The 17,860-nt window shown below is 70.3% G+C and carries 17 protein-coding genes; 8 read left to right on the top strand and 9 right to left on the bottom strand.

Annotation, left to right across the window (positions count from 1 at the left end; genetic code table 11):
• Positions 1-148 precede the first annotated feature (148 nt).
• The 3 genes from lnt (at position 149) to fxsA (ending at position 3,277) form a co-directional block, all read left to right on the top strand.
• The gene (gene lnt, locus AB0I10_RS21755; protein ID WP_363154191.1) at positions 149-1,840 is read left to right on the top strand and encodes an apolipoprotein N-acyltransferase; all 1,692 of its coding nucleotides are present in this window, start codon (positions 149-151) and stop codon (positions 1,838-1,840) included.
• Positions 1,837-2,595 carry a polyprenol monophosphomannose synthase gene (locus AB0I10_RS21750; RefSeq protein ID WP_363154190.1) on the top strand — a complete coding sequence of 253 codons (759 nt, stop codon included), beginning with the start codon at positions 1,837-1,839 and terminating at the stop codon, positions 2,593-2,595. Before lnt ends, AB0I10_RS21750 begins: the two co-directional genes overlap by 4 nt.
• Positions 2,596-2,698: 103 nt before the next feature.
• Positions 2,699-3,277, top strand: a complete 579-nt coding sequence (gene fxsA / locus AB0I10_RS21745; protein ID WP_363154189.1) for an FxsA family membrane protein — start codon at positions 2,699-2,701, stop codon at positions 3,275-3,277.
• Between the two features lie 87 nt (positions 3,278-3,364).
• Here the strand turns inward: fxsA and AB0I10_RS21740 are convergent, their stop codons facing one another.
• The 4 genes from AB0I10_RS21740 to AB0I10_RS21725 all read right to left on the bottom strand — a co-directional run bounded on the left by AB0I10_RS21740 (position 3,365) and on the right by AB0I10_RS21725 (position 6,878).
• Positions 3,365-3,742: an RNA polymerase-binding protein RbpA gene (locus AB0I10_RS21740; RefSeq protein ID WP_026170122.1), complete on the bottom strand. Its 378-nt coding sequence runs from the start codon at positions 3,740-3,742 to the stop codon at positions 3,365-3,367.
• Positions 3,743-4,047: 305 nt separating this feature from the next.
• The gene (locus AB0I10_RS21735; RefSeq protein ID WP_363154188.1) at positions 4,048-5,418 is read right to left on the bottom strand and encodes an MFS transporter; all 1,371 of its coding nucleotides are present in this window, start codon (positions 5,416-5,418) and stop codon (positions 4,048-4,050) included.
• 72 nt (positions 5,419-5,490) lie between these two features.
• Positions 5,491-6,291, bottom strand: a complete 801-nt coding sequence (locus AB0I10_RS21730; protein ID WP_363154187.1) for a glycerophosphodiester phosphodiesterase — start codon at positions 6,289-6,291, stop codon at positions 5,491-5,493.
• The gene (locus AB0I10_RS21725; RefSeq protein WP_363154224.1) at positions 6,288-6,878 is read right to left on the bottom strand and encodes a hypothetical protein; all 591 of its coding nucleotides are present in this window, start codon (positions 6,876-6,878) and stop codon (positions 6,288-6,290) included. Before AB0I10_RS21725 ends, AB0I10_RS21730 begins: the two co-directional genes overlap by 4 nt.
• A 194-nt stretch (positions 6,879-7,072) precedes the next feature.
• On the opposite strand from AB0I10_RS21725, the gene AB0I10_RS21720 reads away from it, so the two are divergent.
• Entirely contained in the window at positions 7,073-8,578 is a 1,506-nt protein-coding gene (locus AB0I10_RS21720) for a PLP-dependent aminotransferase family protein (RefSeq protein WP_363154186.1), read from the top strand.
• A gap of 120 nt (positions 8,579-8,698) precedes the next feature.
• On the opposite strand, the gene AB0I10_RS21715 is transcribed toward AB0I10_RS21720, so the two are convergent.
• Complete coding sequence (locus AB0I10_RS21715; RefSeq protein ID WP_363154185.1) at positions 8,699-10,483, bottom strand: hypothetical protein; 1,785 nt, start codon at positions 10,481-10,483, stop codon at positions 8,699-8,701.
• Between the two features lie 72 nt (positions 10,484-10,555).
• The gene (locus AB0I10_RS21710; RefSeq protein ID WP_136737761.1) at positions 10,556-10,750 is read right to left on the bottom strand and encodes a hypothetical protein; all 195 of its coding nucleotides are present in this window, start codon (positions 10,748-10,750) and stop codon (positions 10,556-10,558) included.
• Between the two features lie 237 nt (positions 10,751-10,987).
• Between AB0I10_RS21710 and AB0I10_RS21705 the strand changes: the two genes are divergently transcribed.
• Positions 10,988-11,377, top strand: coding sequence for a YchJ family metal-binding protein (locus tag AB0I10_RS21705; RefSeq protein WP_363154223.1), 390 nt, complete (start codon positions 10,988-10,990; stop codon positions 11,375-11,377).
• 60 nt (positions 11,378-11,437) lie between these two features.
• Here the strand turns inward: AB0I10_RS21705 and AB0I10_RS21700 are convergent, their stop codons facing one another.
• Complete coding sequence (locus AB0I10_RS21700) at positions 11,438-11,821, bottom strand: RNA-binding S4 domain-containing protein (protein ID WP_363154184.1); 384 nt, start codon at positions 11,819-11,821, stop codon at positions 11,438-11,440.
• A 36-nt stretch (positions 11,822-11,857) separates the two neighbouring features.
• On the bottom strand, positions 11,858-12,820 hold the full coding sequence (locus tag AB0I10_RS21695; RefSeq protein ID WP_363154183.1) for a Ku protein: 963 nt from the start codon (positions 12,818-12,820) through the stop codon (positions 11,858-11,860).
• 94 nt (positions 12,821-12,914) lie between these two features.
• On the opposite strand from AB0I10_RS21695, the gene ligD reads away from it, so the two are divergent.
• On the top strand, positions 12,915-13,811 hold the full coding sequence (gene ligD / locus AB0I10_RS21690; RefSeq protein WP_363154182.1) for a non-homologous end-joining DNA ligase: 897 nt from the start codon (positions 12,915-12,917) through the stop codon (positions 13,809-13,811).
• A gap of 164 nt (positions 13,812-13,975) precedes the next feature.
• Positions 13,976-15,610: a murein biosynthesis integral membrane protein MurJ gene (gene murJ, locus AB0I10_RS21685; RefSeq protein WP_363154222.1), complete on the top strand. Its 1,635-nt coding sequence runs from the start codon at positions 13,976-13,978 to the stop codon at positions 15,608-15,610.
• Positions 15,611-15,623: 13 nt separating this feature from the next.
• Here murJ and AB0I10_RS21680 read toward each other — a convergent pair whose 3' ends face one another.
• Positions 15,624-16,076, bottom strand: a complete 453-nt coding sequence (locus tag AB0I10_RS21680) for a hypothetical protein (protein ID WP_363154181.1) — start codon at positions 16,074-16,076, stop codon at positions 15,624-15,626.
• Between the two features lie 532 nt (positions 16,077-16,608).
• Here AB0I10_RS21680 and AB0I10_RS21675 point away from each other — a divergent pair.
• Entirely contained in the window at positions 16,609-17,832 is a 1,224-nt protein-coding gene (locus AB0I10_RS21675; protein WP_363154180.1) for an MFS transporter, read from the top strand.
• Positions 17,833-17,860 lie beyond the last annotated feature (28 nt).

Here is a 17,860-nt window from a genome sequence, read left to right as displayed (position 1 = left end):
GAAGGGCGCCGGGCCCCGATCCGCACCACACTGCGGCCCGCCCGCACCGCTCAGGTGCATCTCCGCCTCACGCACCCCGCACCCGCGATCGCGGCTACCCGATGTACGGTCAGCTCACCACCGCACGACCTGCAGGAAGGCCGCGACCGTGCCATCGGGTTCCGACACCACAGCTGAAGCCGTCAGCGGCACCTCGCCCGACGGTCCGGTGCCGCGCGCTGCGACGGGCCCGGCCGCCGAGGCGGGTTCCGCCGCCGTGCCGCGCCGCCCCGGCCGCGCCCGGCGGTTCGCCGCGCTGGTCCGCCGCGAGGCGCCGCGTACCGGTCTCGCGGTCGTCTCCGGCATCGCGCTGGCGCTCGCCTTCCCGCCGTACGACCTGTGGCCGTTGTCCCTCCTCGGCGTCGCCGCGCTCTCGCTGCTCACCCGCGGCCGGACCGTCCGGCAGGGCGCCTGGACCGGCTTCGCCTTCGGCGTGCCGTTCTTCCTGATCCTGCTCAAGTGGCTGCACGTCGTCGGCTGGGACGCGGTGGCCGGACTCTCGGTCGCCGAGGCGCTCTTCATGACGGTGCTGGGCGGGGCGCTGGCCGGCACCTCCCGGCTGCCGGCCTGGCCACTGTGGACGGCCTGTCTGTGGGTCGCGGAGGAATGGGCCCGCGACCGCCTTCCGTTCGGCGGCTTCCCTTGGGGCCGGCTCGCCTTCGCCAACACCGGCTCGACGTTCACCCCGCTCGCCGCGCTCGGCGGCGCCCCGCTGGTGACCTTCGCCGTCGCCCTCACCGGCGCGCTGCTGGCCGTGTGCGCCGTCACCCTCTGGGGCCTGCGCGACTCCGGCACCCTGCGCCGCGCGATCCCCGCCGTCGAGGCGTTCGGACTCGCCGCCGCCCTCACCGTGGCCGGCGCGGCCGTACCCGTCCCCACGAAGGCCGACGACACCGTTGACATCGCTGTCGTCCAGGGCAACGTCCAGCAGCCCGGTATGGACTTCCTGGGCCGCCCGATGAGGATCCTCGACAACCACGCCACGGCCACCGAGAAGCTCGCCGCCGACATCAAGGCGGGCAAGGCCGAGAAGCCCGATCTGGTCATCTGGCCGGAGAACTCCTCCGACCTCGACCCGTTCCAGTACCCGCAGGCCTACGACCGGATCGACGAGGCGGTGAAGGCCATCGGCGTCCCGGTGCTCGTCGGTGCTCTCGTCGACCACCCCTCCAAGCAGGGCTATGTCTTCAACGAGGGCATCGTCTGGGACCCGAAGAAGGGGCCCGGCGCCTCGTACACCAAGCAGCACCCGGTGCCGTTCGGTGAGTATGTGCCGTTCCGGGAGCAGCTCAGCAAGATCATCACCCGCTTCCAGCGGGTGCCCCGGGACTTCTACCCGGGCGACCACACCGGCGTGCTGCAGGTCGGCCCCGCCAAGCTCGGCGATGTCATCTGCTTCGAGGTCGCCTACGACGAGATCGTGCACGAGACCGTCGGTGCCGGCGCCCGCGCCCTGGTCATCCAGACCAACAACGCCACCTACGGCCGCACCGGCCAGCCCGAACAGCAGCTGGCCATGTCCAAGCTGCGCGCCGTCGAACACGGCCGGGCCGTGGTCACCGCCGCCACCAGTGGCATCAGCGCCGTCGTCGCCCCGGACGGCACGGTCACCCACCAGATCCCGGAGTTCACCCAGGGAGTCGTCTCCGCGCGGATCCCGCTCCGCGACGAAACGACGCTGGCTGACCGCGTCGGTTCGGCTCCCGAGTGGGTGCTCGCTATCGTGGGGCTTTTCTCCTGTGCCGCCGCCGCAGTCATGGGCCGGCGTGGGCGTACGAAAGACGAGAAGGGGCAGCAGTGACAGACGGCGGTCAGCGGCAATACGGTCCGCTCGGCACCACGTTGGTGATTATCCCGACGTACAACGAGGCGGAGAACATCAAGCCGATCGTCTCGCGGGTGCGGTCCGCCGTGCCCGAGGCGCATGTGCTGATCGCGGACGACAACAGTCCCGATGGCACCGGCAAGCTCGCCGATGAGCTGGTCGCCGAGGACGAGCAGGTCCACGTCCTGCACCGCAAGGGCAAGGAAGGGCTCGGCGCCGCCTACCTCGCCGGCTTCCAGTGGGGCATCGACAACGACTTCGGCGTGCTGGTCGAAATGGACGCCGACGGCTCGCACCGGCCCGAGGAGCTGCCGCGGCTGCTGACCGCCCTCAAGGGCGCCGACCTCGTGCTCGGTTCGCGCTGGGTGCCCGGCGGCCGGGTGGTGAACTGGCCCAAGTACCGCGAGCTGCTCTCCCGTGGCGGCAGCACCTACTCCCGCATCCTGCTGGACGTCCCGATCCGCGATGTCACGGGCGGCTACCGGGCTTTCCGCACGGAGACCCTCGCGGGCCTCGGGCTGGACGAGGTGGCCTCGGCGGGCTACTGCTTCCAGGTCGACCTCGCCCGCCGCGCCGTGCAGGCCGGCTATCACGTCGTCGAGGTCCCGATCACCTTCGTCGACCGGGAATTCGGCGACAGCAAGATGAGCCGCGACATCGTCGTGGAGGCGCTGTGGCGGATCACGGCCTGGGGTGTCAGCTCCAAGCTGGGCAAGATCCGCGGCCGGTGAGAGCCGGTCTGATTCCCGGCTCCGCCACCGCCCGGCGATCCGAGAGCGATCAATACGGCGACCCTTAGGGGGCGCTGCCGGGCGGGCCAGGCACACTTGAGGCATGACGTTCGGAGCCATGCCATCGCCGAGTCCCCGCCCGCCCACGCGCTCGCGCGCCCGCCGGTTCGTTCCGTTGGGTGTGGCCGCCTGGATGGTGCTGGAGGTCTGGCTGCTGATCGTCGTCGCCGGTGCCACGAACGGTCTGACGGTCGTTCTGCTGCTGCTCGGGGGCGTGATCGCCGGCGGGTATGTGATCAAGCGGGCCGGCCGCCGTGCGTGGCGGAACCTCACCGACACGCTGCAGGCCGGCGCCGACCCCACGGCGCCCAAGGCGCCCGCCTCCGCGGGCAGCGGCAATACGCTCCCGATGATCGGTGGCCTGCTGCTGATGCTGCCCGGGCTGATCTCCGACGCCTTGGGGCTGCTCTGCCTCTTCCCGCCGGCCGCGAAGCTGATCGGCCGCCGCGCCGAGAAGCTGCTGACCCGGCGGGCGTCCTACCCCACGGGGTCGCTCGGTGACGCCTTCCAGCAGGCCCGCATGCACAAGCCGGACGGCAAGGTCGTCCAGGGCGAGGTCATCCGGGACGACACGCCTCCGGCGCCCCGCGAGGACCGCCAGGACCCGCCGCTGACCCGCTGAGATCACCACGAACGCAACAAGGGCCGGGGCCACTGCGAAGTGCAGTGGCCCCGGCCCTTGTGCTTGCTGTACTGCGCAGTCCGGTTGTCAGGCGGACTTGCGGTTGCTGTCGCGCGGATGCACGGCAATGTTCATGGTGCCGGAGCGCAGGACGGCCAGCCGTTCGGCCAGCACCTCCTCAAGCTCCTCGCGGGTGCGCCGCTCCATGAGCATGTCCCAATGCGTACGCGCGGGCTTCCCCTTCTTCTCCTCAGGGCCGTCGCCATCCACCAGAAGAGAGGGTGCACCGCAAACCTTGCACTCCCACTCCGGCGGAATCTCGGCCTCAACCGAGAACGGCATCTCAAATCGATGTCCGTTCTGGCATGCGTACTCCACCGCCTGGCGCGGGGCCAGGTCGATGCCGCGGTCGGTCTCGTAGCTGGTCACCACGAGTCGCGTACCGCGGAGAGCTCGCTCACTCATGAATCGTGCCTCCCGGGCTTGTCGCCCACAGGACAGGTGTCGCTGTCGTCGTCATCCGGTCAACGTCCGGTCGGCGGTGAAGATTCCCGTAATCGGGATATGCGCCCACCCGTCGCCCACCACCGCCCTTGACGGAGGCGCCGTGCGCCGCTGCCTTCCTTCGTGCCGCCCCTTGTTGTACCCACCAACGCCCGGTTTGTCACATCTGGCAGCAGATGTCACCCAGCGCTTTCCATGCTTGAGCGCGCAGTAACGGTCCGCCTGGTGAGCCAAAGGCGTACACTACCGGCCCGCGTGCTCCACGACTAAATCCGGTCGGGTACGGGATTTCCGGCCGCTGTGATCGCCTGCCGCACCGGCACCCTCGCGAGCAGTATGAAACCGGCCACAAAGAACGCCGCCAGGGACACGATCGCGTCCCGGTAGCTGCCGGTCAGCTGGTAGGCCACCCCGAAGACCAGCGGCCCCAGCCAGCTCACTCCCCGGTCGCTCATCTCATACGCGGAGAAGTACTCCGCCTCCTTGCCGCGCGGCACCAGATGCGAGAACAGCGAACGGGAGAGGGCCTGGCTGCCGCCCAGGACCAGGCCGATCCCGGCGGCCAGGCCGAAGAACCACACCGGCGCCTTCGCCGGCAGGACACAGCCCACCGCGATCATCAGCGCCCAGGCCACCAGCGAACCGAGGATCGTCCGCTGTGCGCCATACCGCCGGGCCAGCCGCCCCATCAGCAGCGCGCCCGCCGCGGCCAGCACCTGCACCAGCAGGATCGCCACGATCAGTGTCGTCTGATCCAGCTTCAGCTCCTCGGAGCCGTACACGGACGCCTGGGTGATCACCGTCTGCACGCCGTCGTTGTAGACGAGATACGCCAGGAGGAAGGCGAGGGTGAGCGGATGGCGGCGCATATCGCGCAGCGTCTCCCGCAGCCGGCGCCGGCCCTGGCCCAGCGCTGCGCCGGGCGCCGGACCCTGGGTGCCGCCGGCGGCCGCCGCCCGTCGGTCGCGCAGCCGGCTCAGCGGGATCAGGGTGAAGGCGCCCCACCACAGCCCCGCCGACGCCAGGCAGATCCGCACCGCGGTGCCTTCACTGACGCCGAAGGAGTCGTGTCCGGCGTAGAGCGCCAGATCGGCGAGCAGGACCAGGGCCCCGGACGCATAGCCGAACGCCCATCCCCGGGAGGACACCGCATCCCGTTCGTCCGGCTCGGCGATCTGCGGCAGGAAGGAGTTGTAGAGCATCATCGACACGACGAAGGACACGTTCGCGATGATCAGCAGCGCCCCGCCCAGCAGATAGCGGTCGCCGGCCAGGAAGAACATCCCGGCCGTCGCGGCGGCACCGGCGTACGCACAGCCGCCCAGCAGCGGTTTCTTACGGCCGGTACGGTCGGCCAGCGCCCCCGCGACCGGCATCGCCAGCACCGACAGCAGCAGCGAGGCCGAGACGGAGTAGGCGAAGAAGGACCCTGCGCGCACCGGAATGCCCAGGGGATGAACGAAGCCCTCCGCATCCGCCGCGGCCTTCGCCACCGACGTCAGATACGGCCCGAGGAACACCGTCAACACGCTCGTCGAGTAAACGCTGTTGGCCCAGTCGTACCAGTACCAGCCGCGCTGCTCGCGACGTCTGGCGTCCGCCTCGGCCACACTCCCGGTCACGACCTGTGCGCTCACCGAGCCCACCCCCGTCTTTCTGCCCCCGTCAGCGCTGTGCACGGCCGCCGGGACGGACCTTGGGAATCAAGCTCAGACCCAGGAGCCGCGCTCGGTCAGCACCGCACGCAGCGTCCCGATGTGATCGGTCATGATGCCATCCACCCCAAGATCCAACAGAGTTGCCATCCGCTCGGCGTCGTTCACCGTCCAGACATGGACCTGCATACCGAGCGCATGCGCGGCACGCAGGAAAAGCGGATCGACCACGGGGATACCGAACTGACGCTCGGGGACCTGTACGCAGACGGCGCTGCGCCGCACCGCCGCGCCCAGCAGCCGGTCCAACGGCAGCACCCCACGGCCGTACGAGCGCATCCGCAGGCCCACCACGCCCCGGGTGCCGAGCGAGGTCGCCATCCGCGTGCCCGCCAGTCGCTGCGCCCTGGCGACCCGGGCCTCCGAGAACGAACCGACGCACACCCGGTCCCAGGCGTCGGTCCGGCGCAGCAGATCCAGCAGTGGTGTCAGGGCGGCCTCCGCCTTGATGTCGACGTTCCAGCGGGCCTGCGGGAACTCCTCCAGGAGGTCCTCGAACAGCGGCAGCGGTTCCCGGCCGCCGACCCGGGCCCGGCGCACCGCCCGCCAGGGGAGCGCGCCGATGGCGCCGCGGGTGTCCGTCACCCGGTCCAGCGTCGCATCGTGGAACGCGACGAGCTTTCCGTCCGACGTGGCATGCACATCGGTCTCCAGATAGCGGTAGCCGCTTTCCACCGCGCACCGGAAGGCGGCGGCGGTGTTCTCCAGGCCGTCCGCCGCCCCGCCCCTGTGGGCGAAAGGGAGCGGGGCGGGGTGGTCGAGGTAGGGGTGGCGCAGTCGTATCGCTGAAGTCACTCGGGCAGTATGGCGGGCTCGGGTTGCGGCACTCCGCGGGCCACCACGGGCGACGGCCGCTCGGGCAGGCCCTTGATCGCGAAGCGGCGGATGAAGAACTGCGCCAGCGGCCCGATGGCCAGTGCGTAGCCGACCGTGCCCACCCCCACCGAACCGCCGAGCAGAAAACCGACCGCGAGGACGGTCACCTCGATGCCGGTCCGCACCAGCCGCAGCGGCCGGCCGGTCCGCCGGTGCAGCCCGGTCATCAGCCCGTCGCGCGGACCGGGCCCGAAGCGGGCGGAGATATAGAGGCCGGTCGCGGCGCCGTTGAGGACGACGGCGAAGGCCAGCAGCGGGATACGGACGCCGAGCGCGCCGGTCTCGGGCACCAGCGCCAGCGTTCCGTCCATCACCAGCCCGAGGATCACGACGTTCGACACCGTCCCCAGTCCCGGGCGCTGCCGCAACGGAATCCACAGCAGCAGGATCAGCGCGCCGGACACGATGGTCACAGTGCCGATCGACAGACCCGTGTGCAGGGATATGCCCTGGTTCAGCACGCTCCACGGCTCCAGGCCGAGCCCGGCACGCAGCATCAGCCCCATGCTCACGCCGTACAGAACGAGCCCCGCATAGAGCTGGATCAGCCGGCGTGGCAGCAGCGCCCTCCGGGCGCCGGATTCCTCGGTGATGGACACGACTCTTCCCCCTCCTGGCAAGATTGGACTGGCACGTGCGACCATGTGGCATGTACGGGCTTCGCAAGAAGAGCCAATCCGGGGAAGGTGGACTGATCTGTATGGCTCAGTGGACTTCGGCGGTAGGCGCGCCCCAACTCGCCCGACTGCTCCGGTCGCAGGACCCGCGAGCCGCCGAACTCGCCGTAGGCGGCCGCAAGTTGCCCGCCTACCGCAGCCTCGCCGACGGTGTACGCCTCCTCGTACTGGAAGGCCGGGTACCGGTCGCCGCCCGGCTGCCCGCCGAACGCGAACTGGCCGCCGCGTTCGGCGTCAGTCGCACCACCGTCGCCGCCGCCTACGAAGCGCTGCGCGCCGAAGGATTCCTGGAGTCCCGGCGCGGCTCCGGCAGCTGGACCGCCGTCCCGGCCGGCAACCCCCTGCCCACCCGCGGCCTGGAGCCCCTCCCTCCGGAGGCCGCCGGCTCCATGATCGACCTCGGCTGCGCCGCCCTCCCGGCCCCCGAACCCTGGCTGACCCGCGCCGTCCAGGGCGCCATGGCCGACCTCCCGCTCTACGCCCACACCCACGGCGACTACCCGGCGGGCCTCCCCGTCCTGCGCCAGGCCCTCGCCGACCGCTACACCGCCCACGGCATCCCCACCATGCCCGAACAGATCATGGTGACGACCGGCGCGATGGGCGCCGTCGCCGCGATCTGCCGGCTCTGTACCAGCCCCGGCGAGCGGGTGGCCGTCGACTCCCCGTCCTACGCCAACATCCTCCAGCTGATGCGGGACGCCGGCGCCCGGCTCGTCCCGGTCGCCCTCGGCGAGCGGCTGGCGGGCTGGGACATCCCCGTCTGGCGCCAGGTGATGCGTGACGCGGCGCCCCGTATGGCATACGTCGTCGCCGACTTCCACAATCCCACCGGCACCCTCGCCACCGAGGAGCAGCGCCGTCGCCTCGTCGATGCCGCGCGGTCGGCCGGCACGCTGCTCGTCGTCGACGAGACGATGACCGAACTCCAGCTGGACGAGGACGCCGAACCACCCCGCCCGGTCTGCGCGTTCGATCCCGCGGGCAGCGCCGTCATCACCGTCGGCTCGGCCAGCAAGGCGTTCTGGGCCGGGATGCGGATCGGCTGGGTGCGGGCCGCGCCGGACATCATCCGCAGCCTCGTCGCCGCCCGTGCCTACTCCGACCTCGGCTCACCGGTCCTCGAACAGCTCGCCATCGCCTCGCTCCTGGAGACCGGCGGGTGGGAGTCGGCCGTCGGGATCCGCCGCGAGCAGGCCCGCGAGAACCGCGATGCGATCGTCGACGCCCTGCGCCGGCACGTCCCCGACTGGGAGTTCAGCGTCCCGCGCGGCGGCCTCACCCTCTGGGCCCGTACGGGCGGACTCTCCGGTTCCCGCATCGCCGAGGCGGGGGAGCGGCTCGGGGTGCGGGTCCCCTCCGGCCCGCGGTTCGGTGTCGACGGGGCCTTCGAGGGCTTTGTGCGGCTGCCGTTCACGGTCAGTGGAGCGGTCGCCGACGAGGCCGCCGTACGGCTGGCGGGCGCCGCGCGGCTGGTCGCGACCGGAGCCCCGGTCGAGACGGAGACGCGGCAGGTGTTTGTGGCCTGATGAGGCTTCTGGCTTCTTGTTCCTGACGGGTATTCAGGCGCCTGGCCGGAAAGGGAACTTGTCGGGAGAGGGCAGGTACCGGCCGGTTGGACCTGACGCGCTTTGACGTCCTGACGCGTCTTACCAGTGGAACGGGATCGCGCGGCCCTCGGCGTGCGCTGCCGCCTCCGCCGCCTCCGCCGGCCCGTTGGCCGCGAGGGGGTCACCGGTCCGGACGGTCATCATCCGGGTGGTCGCGCTCAGCGGCTCCGCGTCGGCCGGTGCCTCCCCGTCCGCGGTCATCTCGTCGTCGGCGTCCTGCTCATAGGGCAGCAGTGTCGCGGAGGCAGCCGCGGGCTGGACCACGCTCAACGGCGGGACGGCGGTCAACGGTTTGCCGGGCGCCGCCTCACCGGCCGGAACCGTGTGCTCGGGCAGCAGCTCCAGGACGGCCTCCCGATGTTCCTCGCTCGTGCCGTCGTCGAACGGATCGGGTGTGGCCGGCACTTGGAGCCGCAGGACCGGTCGGGTCCCCAGACGCGCGTAGCCGCGCCCGGGCGGCACATCCGCCGTCGGCGTGGTGCGCGGCGGCGCGCCGAGCACCGCCTGCACCTCCTCTGCTGTGGCGGGACCGAGCACGACCCGCGCCTTGGTGTGCGCCCGTACCGCGTCGCTGAGCATTCCGGCGGTCTCGAACTGATCGGCCACGACCACCGTGACATTGACCGCCCGGCCGTGCCGCAGCGGCACCTGAAGCAGCCGCTGCGGATCTTCCCGGCCCTCCGCGGCCGCGACATGGGCCAGTGCCGTCGGGCGGTCCGCGATGATCCACAGCGGCCGACGGGTGTCCTCGGGCGCGGGCCGGCCGAACTGCCGCGCCCGGTTCGCCGCGATCAGCCGCCGCTCGGTCTCGCGCGAGGCCCACTCCAGCGTCGCCAGCGCCCCCGAGAGCCCGCTCTCCACCCCCATCACGCCACTGCGACCGGACAGGCACGCGAACTCGCCGGCGCCGCCACCGTCGATGACCAGCACATCGCCGTCGTACAGAGCCTGCAGCGCGATGGAGCGCAGCAGTGTCGTGGCCCCCGTACCCGGCTGCCCCAGGGCGAGCAGATGCGGCTCGGTGGACCGGATGCCGGTGCGCCACATCACGGGCGACGCATCGCGCGTCTCGTCGTCGCCGTGGGCGACCGGCAGGGTCCGCCGGACGGCGTCCGGGTCGGTGAACCCGAGCACCGTCTCGCCCGGCGAGATGATGAAGCGCTGCGCCGCGATATCGGTGGGCAGCGCGCCCAGGACGCTCAGGACCAGCTCGTTGGTCTCCTCCTCCCAGACGAAGTGGTACTCCCGCCCTCGGCCGCACTTGACGTGCAGCAGCTGCTCGATACGGGCCCGGGACTGGGGCTCGCCATCGGTGAAAAAGGGCGGGTACTTCAGCTGCAGGCGCTCCAGTCGCCCGCTGTCGTCGAAGGCGTACTCGGTGAAGGCGTTCTCCCAGTCGCCGTCATGGGCGTAGAGCGGGCTGGGATCGCCGTCGGCGGAGAAGTACGGCACCAGCGCCTCGTACAGCGACTGCAACCGTGCGGTCTCCGCCTCGCTGGGCCCGGTCTCCACCGGGGCCCGGTCCCGTCCCGCCCAGGCCGCCGCTCCCATCACCGAGATGAGCGCGAGCAGCGGCCCGTACGGGATCAGCGCTACGACCAGGACGCATGCGGCGACGAAGAAGAACAGCGGACCACGACGCTCCTTGGGCGTCTCGGACCAGCGCTCCCGGCCGGTGGCGACCAGTCGGCGCAGTCCACGGCTGATGGTGATCAGCGGATGGAGTACGTCGAAGGCGCCGTCGGCGGCGGTGCGTGCGAATGCGCGGCTGCGCGCGATGCGTGCGCTGTCGGTCAGGATGCGGGGCAGGGGGCGCCGGGCCACATCTGTCTCCTGTTGCTTGTGCGGTGGTCGTGAACGGCTCGGCGTGGGAGGCGAGCCGGGGGTGGGGAGGGTCTAAATCTTGAGCCCTCCAAGGAGGTTGGCCAGGCTGGCGCCGCCGGCCTTGATACTGGGCGCGATGGCGGAGCCCGCCAGATAGAAACCGAAGAGCGCGCAGACCAAGGCGTGGGACACCTTGAGGCCGTCTTTTCGGAAAAAGAGGAAGACGACGACGCCGAGCAGGATGACGCCGGAAACGGACAGAATCATGGGTTCTCTCCTGGGTGGTGGGGACGGTCACCATGAGTTCTTCCAGCCTCACCGCAAGTATCAAGCCGTCAAAAGATGCAAATGGGCGATTTATCGTTGAAACCCCTCAAACGGTCGTAGCCTGTGGGGGTGTCCTCGGATGTCCGGCAGAATCGTCGGGTGTCGAAGAAGCCGAAGACGTCGCTGAAGCCGAAGAAGCCGAAGAAACCGCAGAGCAAAACGGGCGGCCCGGCCGCCATCACCCCTGGCGCACCCTGCCCCTGCGGGCGCGACGCGACCTACAGCGACTGCTGCGCCGCCTTCCACCAGGGGCGAACCGCCGCCCCGACCGCTGAGCGGCTGATGCGCTCTCGCTACAGCGCCTTCGCCGTCGGTGACGCCGCATATCTGCTGCGTACTTGGCATTCGACGACCCGGCCCGACGGCCTCGAATTCGATTCGGCGCAGCGGTGGACCGGGCTGGAAATTCTCGGTACGACCGGGGGCAGCGCCTTCCACGCCGACGGCACCGTGGAATTCCGCGCGCACTACACACTGCGCGGGCACGCCGACAGTCAGCACGAGAACAGCCGCTTCGTCCGCGAGGCGGGCCAGTGGGTGTACGTGGACGCGCTGCCTTCGGCGTGAGGCTCGGGATTCGGCACAGACGCTCGTTGCCGGCCCGGTGCCCGGGCCGGCGTCGCGCCGTCAGTGGCCGCGCAGCTGCTCGATCTCGCGGCGGTCGCGCTTGGTGGGACGGCCGGTGCCGCGGTCGCGGAGCGCGATGACCGTGGCCTCCTCGCGCGGCGGCGCCGGCGGGCTGTTGTCGATGAAGCACTCGGCCGCGATGGCCGCGCCCACTCGCTTGCGCACCAGTCGCGTGACGACCACGATCCGCTCCCGGCCGGCGTGCCGCAGTCGCACCTCGTCGCCGTTGCGCACACCGTGGGCCGGCTTCACGCGTTCGCCGTTGACGCGTACGTGCCCCGCGCGGCAAGCCGCGGCCGCCATCGAACGTGTCTTGGTGAGCCGCACGGACCAGATCCAGCTGTCGATGCGGGTGGTCCCCTCGTTCCCCTCGTTTGAAGCCATGCCACGACTCTAGGACGAGGGGGGCGGGCACGGGTGCTAGGCGGGGGACTTCTTGCTCGTCTTCTTCGCGGCGGGCTGTTTCGCGGCGGGCTTTTTCGCTGTGGTTTTGGTGGTGCTTTTCTTGGCGCCGGCGGTAGCGGCAGTCTTCTTGCCGGCGGACTTCTTCGCAGCCGTCTTCTTCGCCGGGGTCTTCCCCGTATCCTCCGCGGTCTTCTTCGCCGACTTCCGGCCCCGTATCGGCGTTACGGTCGCCGACTCCGCCCCGGCCTCGGCCCCGGCCCCCTGTGCCGCCCGCACACTCTTCTCCAGCGCGGCCATCAGGTCGATGACCTGCGCCCCTGACGTTCCTGTATCGGCGGCGACCGGCTCCTCGCCCTCCAGCTTCGCGGCGACCAGCTGCTCGACGGCCTCGCGGTAGTCGTCGTGGAGTTCGGCGGGGTCCAGCTCGCCCAGTGAGTCCATCAGCGTCTCGGCGAGCTTGAGCTCGTTCTCGCGGATCTCCACGTTCTCGGGCGCCACACCGGTCGCGGGCCGGATCTGGTCCGGCCACAGCAGCGAGTGCATCACGATCGCCCCGTCGTACGCGCGCAGCATCGCCAGCGTCTCCCGGCCGCGCATTGCCACCTTGCCGATCGCGACCTTCTGGTGGTGTTCCAGCGCTTCCCGCAGCACCGCGTACGGCTTCGTGGCGGAGAGACCGTTGGGGCCCAGGTAGTAGGCCTTGTCCAGCTGGAGCGGATCGATCTCGGCGGCGTCGACGAACGAGAGGATCGCCAGCGTCTTCGCGGTCGGCATCGGCAGCCGCGACAGGTCGTCGTCGGTGATCGGCACGATGGCTTCCGCGTCCGGCGCCTGGTAACCCTTGCCGACCTCCTCGTTCGGCACTTCCTCCCCGTCCAGCTCGCAGACCTTCCGGTACTGGATCTGCGCGCCGTCCTTCTCATGAATGCGTACGAACGAGACCGACGAGGTGCGGTCGGTGGCGCTGTACGTCTTCACGGGGATGTTGACCAGGCCAAATGAAATAGACCCATTCCATACAGATCGCATGTTCCATCCCTTGTGTGGGATTTCTGTGTGGGATTCTCATCGTATGTCGCCGATCACCATCGTGGAGGGGCGGCGCCTCTCGCTGACCAACCTGGACAAGGTCCTCTATCCCGAGACCGGCACCACCAAAGGCGAGGTGCTGCACTACTGCACCACCACGGCGGACGCGCTCCTCGCCCACCTCCACGACCGGCCGGTTTCCTTCCTCCGCTATCCCGACGGTCCCGACGGCCAGCGCTTCTTCACCAAGAACGTGCCGCCCGGCACGCCCTCCTGGGTGAAGACCTGCGAGGTGCCCCATACGAGTGGCGAAGCCACCCGGCAGGTCCTGATCCAGGACCTGTCCTCGCTGGTCTGGGCCGCGAATCTGGTCGTCGAGCTGCACGCCCCGCAGTGGACCGGTGACGCACCCGGCTCCGCCGACCGCCTCGTCTTCGATCTGGACCCCGGCGAACCCGCCACGATCGTGGAGTGCTGCGCCGCCGCCCAGTGGCTGCACGGCCGGCTGGCGGCCGACGGCCTCGATGTCCATGCCAAGACCAGCGGCTCCAAGGGCCTGCACCTGATCGTGCCCATCGAGCACACACCCTCGGAACGGGCCACTGCCTACGCCAGAGCCCTCGCCGTCGAGGCCCGAGCGGCGCTCCCCGATCTCGTCGTGCACCGGATGACCAAGGCGCTGCGCCCCGGCAAGGTCTTCATCGACTTCTCCCAGAACGCCGCCGCCAAGACCACCGCCGTCGCCTACACGCTGCGCGCCCGCGCCACCCCCACCGTGTCCACCCCCGTCACCTGGGACGAGATCGCCGCCTGCACCGCACCGGAGCAACTCTCGTTCCTCTTCAGCGATATCGCGGCCCGCCGCGAGCGCCACGGGGATCTGCTCGGCCCGCTCCTCGACCTCAACAGAGCCGCCCCGCTCCCGAAGCCCCCGTCGTGACGGGATCGGCATCGTGTCGGAATACGTCATCGTGCCGGAATGCGTCGTCGTGCCGGGGCCCGTCCGGGCCTCCGCATAGATTGACCACCATGATCGACGGGACATCGGACGACACAATGCAGCTGCGATCGCCGGGGTGGCAGACAGCCGGCGGCGAGGGGGAGATGGGCGACAAGAGCGCTGAGGATGCCAAGGGCGCCAAGGGCGGCCTGGCGCGCTCGTCGCTGCTGATGGCGGCGGGGACGGTGGTATCCCGGGCAACCGGGCTGATCCGGATGGTGCTGCAGGCCGGCGCGCTGGGCACCGGCCTGCTCGCCAGCACGTACAGCATCGCCAACATGGTCCCGATGAGCATCTACACCCTGCTGATCGGCGGCGCCCTCAACTCGGTACTCGTGCCGCAGCTCGTACGCGCCAGGGTCGAGCACGCCGACGGCGGCCGCGCCTACGAACAGCGCCTGGTCACCCTCGTCCTCACCGTGCTCGGCGTCGGCACCGCGCTCGCCGTGTGGGCCGCGCCGCAGATCGTCACCATCTTCACGCCCGATACGCCCAAGACCCACGCGGCCTTCGAGCTCACCGTCCTCTTCGCCCGCTTCCTCCTCCCGCAGATCTTCTTCTACGGCCTGTTCTTCATCCTCGGGCAAGTCCTCAACGCCCGGAGCAAGTTCGGCGCCATGATGTGGACGCCTGTCCTCAACAACATTGTCCTGATCGCGATGTTCGGTATCTACATCGGAGTAATGGCCGGATCCGATCGCGTCGAGGACATCACCAGTAGCCAGATCGACCTCCTGGGCTTCGCCACCACCGGAGGTATAGCCGTCCAGGGCCTGGCCCTGATCCCCTTCGTCCGTGCCGCGGGCTTCCGCTTCCGACCGCGCTTCGACTGGCGCGGCACCGGCCTACGCAAGAGCATCGTGGCCGCCCGCTGGACGCTGCTCTTCGTGCTCGCCAACGTGGCCGCGATGACCGTCGTCACGCGTTTCGCCGACGCCGCGGACCACCAACTCCCCACCGCGGGCGTCGGATACAGCGCCTACTCCTTGGCGCAGAACATCTGGATGCTGCCGCAGTCGATCATCACCGTCTCACTCGTGACGGCGCTGTTGCCGCGGATGAGCCGGGCGGTCACCGAACACCGCCTGGACGACCTGCGCGGCGACCTCTCCCGCGCACTGCGCGTCAGCGGCGTCATCATCGTCCCGGCCGCCTTCTTCTTCCTCGCCTTCGGCCCGCAGACGGCACAACTGCTGTTCGCCCACGGCACGGCGGACGCCGCCTCGGCCGCGCCCGCCGGGCACATGCTCCAGGCTTTCGGCCTCGGCCTGATCCCGTACTCCGCCCAGTACCTGTTGCTGCGTGGCTTCTACGCCTTCGAGGACACCCGCACGCCGTTCTGGATGGCGGTCTGGATCAGTGGCGTCAATATCGCCCTGGCCACCGCCTGCCACCTGTGGCTGCCGGCTCGCTGGTCGGTCACCGGCATGGCCCTCGCGTACACCGTCGCGTACGGCTTCGGGCTGCTCGCCACCGCGCTGCTGCTGCGCCGACGGCTCGCCGGCCGGCTCGACGGGCGGCGGTTGGTCCGCACCTACGGCAGGCTGACCGCGTCCGCCGCCGCGGCCGGAGCGTTCGGCTGGCTCGCGGCGCGCGCCTGCTCCGGCGTCCCCACCTCGGCGGGCTGGACCCCGGTCCTGGCGCTGGCCGCCGGTACGGCCACGATGGCCCTGATCTTCCTGGGCCTGGCGCGCATCTTGAAGATCGGGGAACTGCGCAGCCTGCCCGGCTTGCGGTGAGTCCGGACGGGACCTACGAGGCTCCCTGTGCGGCGGCGCCGATCCAGCCGATGACGGCGGCGACGGTGGCGTCGTCCAGACCCGCGATCGCCCGGACGGCGGCCGCGTCCCCGGCTGCCGGAGCGACACCGGCCTTGGTGAGCGCGGCCTGGATGTCGAGCCGCCGGCGGTCGGGCGTGGCCACGGAGTACTGCAGCCGGTCCTCGGCGCGCGGGGGAGCGGGCAGCGGTTCGTCGCAGTACGGGGGCTGGAGCTGGGGGCCTTGGGGGTCCGTAAGGCCCTGGGGCTGTGGGAGCCGGTGGCCGTCCGTCGAGGGAAGCGGGAACACGATCCGGTCCTCGGGGCGGGGTGGTGGGCAGAGCCGGTCCTCCGGGCGGGGTGGCGGGAGGTGGAGATCCTTCGGGTACGTGGGCGGGTAGAGCTGCTCCGTCGTGTCCATCAGGGTCTGTTCGCAGTACAGGTACATCAAGGGCCTCCACGGCTCGCGATCGGAAGTAGGTGTCAGCTCTTCGGAGGCCGCGCCGCCCCGGTTCGGTTGCGCGGGCCGCGGGGGTTCACCCGATGGGAGCACCGGTCTGTGAGGGCGACGTGCGGCAAGCCGCCGTGAACCGCTGCCGGGCAGCCGTTTCCGCCGTTATCTGCTCTGGCGTGACTCCGTGGTGTGGGACAAGACGGGTAGCTGATCTGAAGGACCCTCAGCTTCCCGTTTTTGATTTTTGGACCGATCGATCCAGTATGAGTACAGTCCTCGGCGTGGGGGCGGGCGAGGCGCTCTCTCGCCTTCATCGCCCTGTCGACCCGGGGCTTTCGCATGCTCACTTATTGGAACGATCGGTTGGGAAAGTTGGTGTCGACATGGCGTTTCGCGTCATGACGGGTCCGTCGGGCGGGCGGGACAAGGGCACGGCCGCAGCGCTGTCGTCGTATGCGTCGGGGTTGTCGGGGTCGTCGCGTTGGTCGCGTTGGTCACGTTCGCCTCAGAAGAGGGAGGGCTGACCGTGCCGCGCGCCGTATATGTGCTGGCCATGGGGATTTTCGCCATGGTGACCAGTGAATTCGCGGTAGCCGGTCTGATGCCGCAGATGGCCGTCGGGCTGGGCGTCGGTATCCCGCAGATCGGCTATCTCATCACTGCCTTCGCCGTGGCGATGTCGGCCGGCGGGCCGTTCCTGACCATGGCTGTACTGAGGATCCGTCAAAAAAGCTCTCTGATGCTGCTGTTCGGGATATTCCTGGCGGGCAATGTGCTGGCCGCCGTCGCTCCCGACTACGGCGTGATGCTGGTGGCGCGGATCATCACCGGCGTGGCCTCGCAGGCGTTCTTCGGCGTCTCGATCTCGCTCTGCGTCCAGCTGGCCCGCCCGGAGGTCCGCGGCCGCGCCATCGCCCTGGCCATGAACGGGCTGATGCTCGGCACGCTGCTGGGACTTCCGCTGTCCACGGTGGTCGGCGAACGCCTCGGCTGGCGCGCGGCGTTCTGGGTCATCTCGGGCATCACGGTGGTCGCCGCGCTCGCCACCGTCATCGGAGTGCCTCGGCTGGGACGTGCGGAGGGCGGCGGGAACGTCCGGCAGGAGCTCGTCGCCTTCCGGAATCCCCGGCTGTGGCTGGTGCTCTCCACCTCCACCCTGATCATCGGCGCGACCTTCGCCGCGTTCAGCTACTTCAACCCGATCCTCACCGAGGTCACCGGATTCAGCACCGGCACCGTTCCGCTGCTCCTCATCGCCTACGGTGCCGCGACCGTCGTCGGCAACACCGTCGTCGGACGGCTGGCCGACCGGCACGCCGTCGGCGTCCAACTGGCCGGTCTGGCCCTGAACTTCCTCTTTCTCGTCGGATTCGCGCTGTTCGCGCACCTTCCTCTCCCGGCCGTGGCGCTGATGATGGGCATCGGACTCGTCGGCGTCACGATGAACCCGGCGATGGCGACCCGCGTCCAACGCACCGGCAACGCAAGGCCGTTGGTCAACACCGTCCATTCGTCCTTCATCACGCTCGGCGTCATCGTCGGCTCGTCGGTCGGCGGCCTGGTCATCAACTCCTATGGGCTGCGGGCCCCGTTGTGGCTCGGCGCCGTCCTCGCCCTGGCCGGGCTCGGCACTCTCGTCCCCGACCTTCTGCGCCGCTCCGCGACCGCCCCGAAGTCCGCGCCCGACGCCCCCGTCCCGGCCGCCGCGCAGGCGGCAGAGCCGAGAGAGGTGTGCGCGGCCCGCCCATGACGAGGAATCAGTCCGGCGCCGCCCCCTC

Origin of the sequence: Streptomyces sp. NPDC050636 (genome assembly GCF_040654775.1) — a bacterium.
Lineage (GTDB): Bacteria > Actinomycetota > Actinomycetes > Streptomycetales > Streptomycetaceae > Streptomyces.
The sequence above is the reverse complement of the archived record's forward strand: the minus strand, read 5'-3'. Positions and strand labels throughout refer to the sequence as shown.

Bases quoted from the DNA above. Each gene is read 5' to 3' on its own strand.
- AB0I10_RS21740 (WP_026170122.1), bottom strand. From the start codon at position 3,742: ATGAGTGAGCGAGCTCTCCGCGGTACGCGACTCGTGGTGACCAGCTAC.
- AB0I10_RS21700 (WP_363154184.1), bottom strand. From the start codon at position 11,821: ATGGCTTCAAACGAGGGGAACGAGGGGACCACCCGCATCGACAGCTGG.
- murJ (WP_363154222.1), top strand. From the start codon at position 13,976: ATGGGCGACAAGAGCGCTGAGGATGCCAAGGGCGCCAAGGGCGGCCTG.
- AB0I10_RS21680 (WP_363154181.1), bottom strand. From the start codon at position 16,076: ATGTACCTGTACTGCGAACAGACCCTGATGGACACGACGGAGCAGCTC.
- fxsA (WP_363154189.1), top strand. From the start codon at position 2,699: ATGACGTTCGGAGCCATGCCATCGCCGAGTCCCCGCCCGCCCACGCGC.
- AB0I10_RS21710 (WP_136737761.1), bottom strand. From the start codon at position 10,750: ATGATTCTGTCCGTTTCCGGCGTCATCCTGCTCGGCGTCGTCGTCTTC.
- ligD (WP_363154182.1), top strand. From the start codon at position 12,915: ATGTCGCCGATCACCATCGTGGAGGGGCGGCGCCTCTCGCTGACCAAC.
- AB0I10_RS21720 (WP_363154186.1), top strand. From the start codon at position 7,073: ATGGCTCAGTGGACTTCGGCGGTAGGCGCGCCCCAACTCGCCCGACTG.
- AB0I10_RS21725 (WP_363154224.1), bottom strand. From the start codon at position 6,878: ATGGGGCTGATGCTGCGTGCCGGGCTCGGCCTGGAGCCGTGGAGCGTG.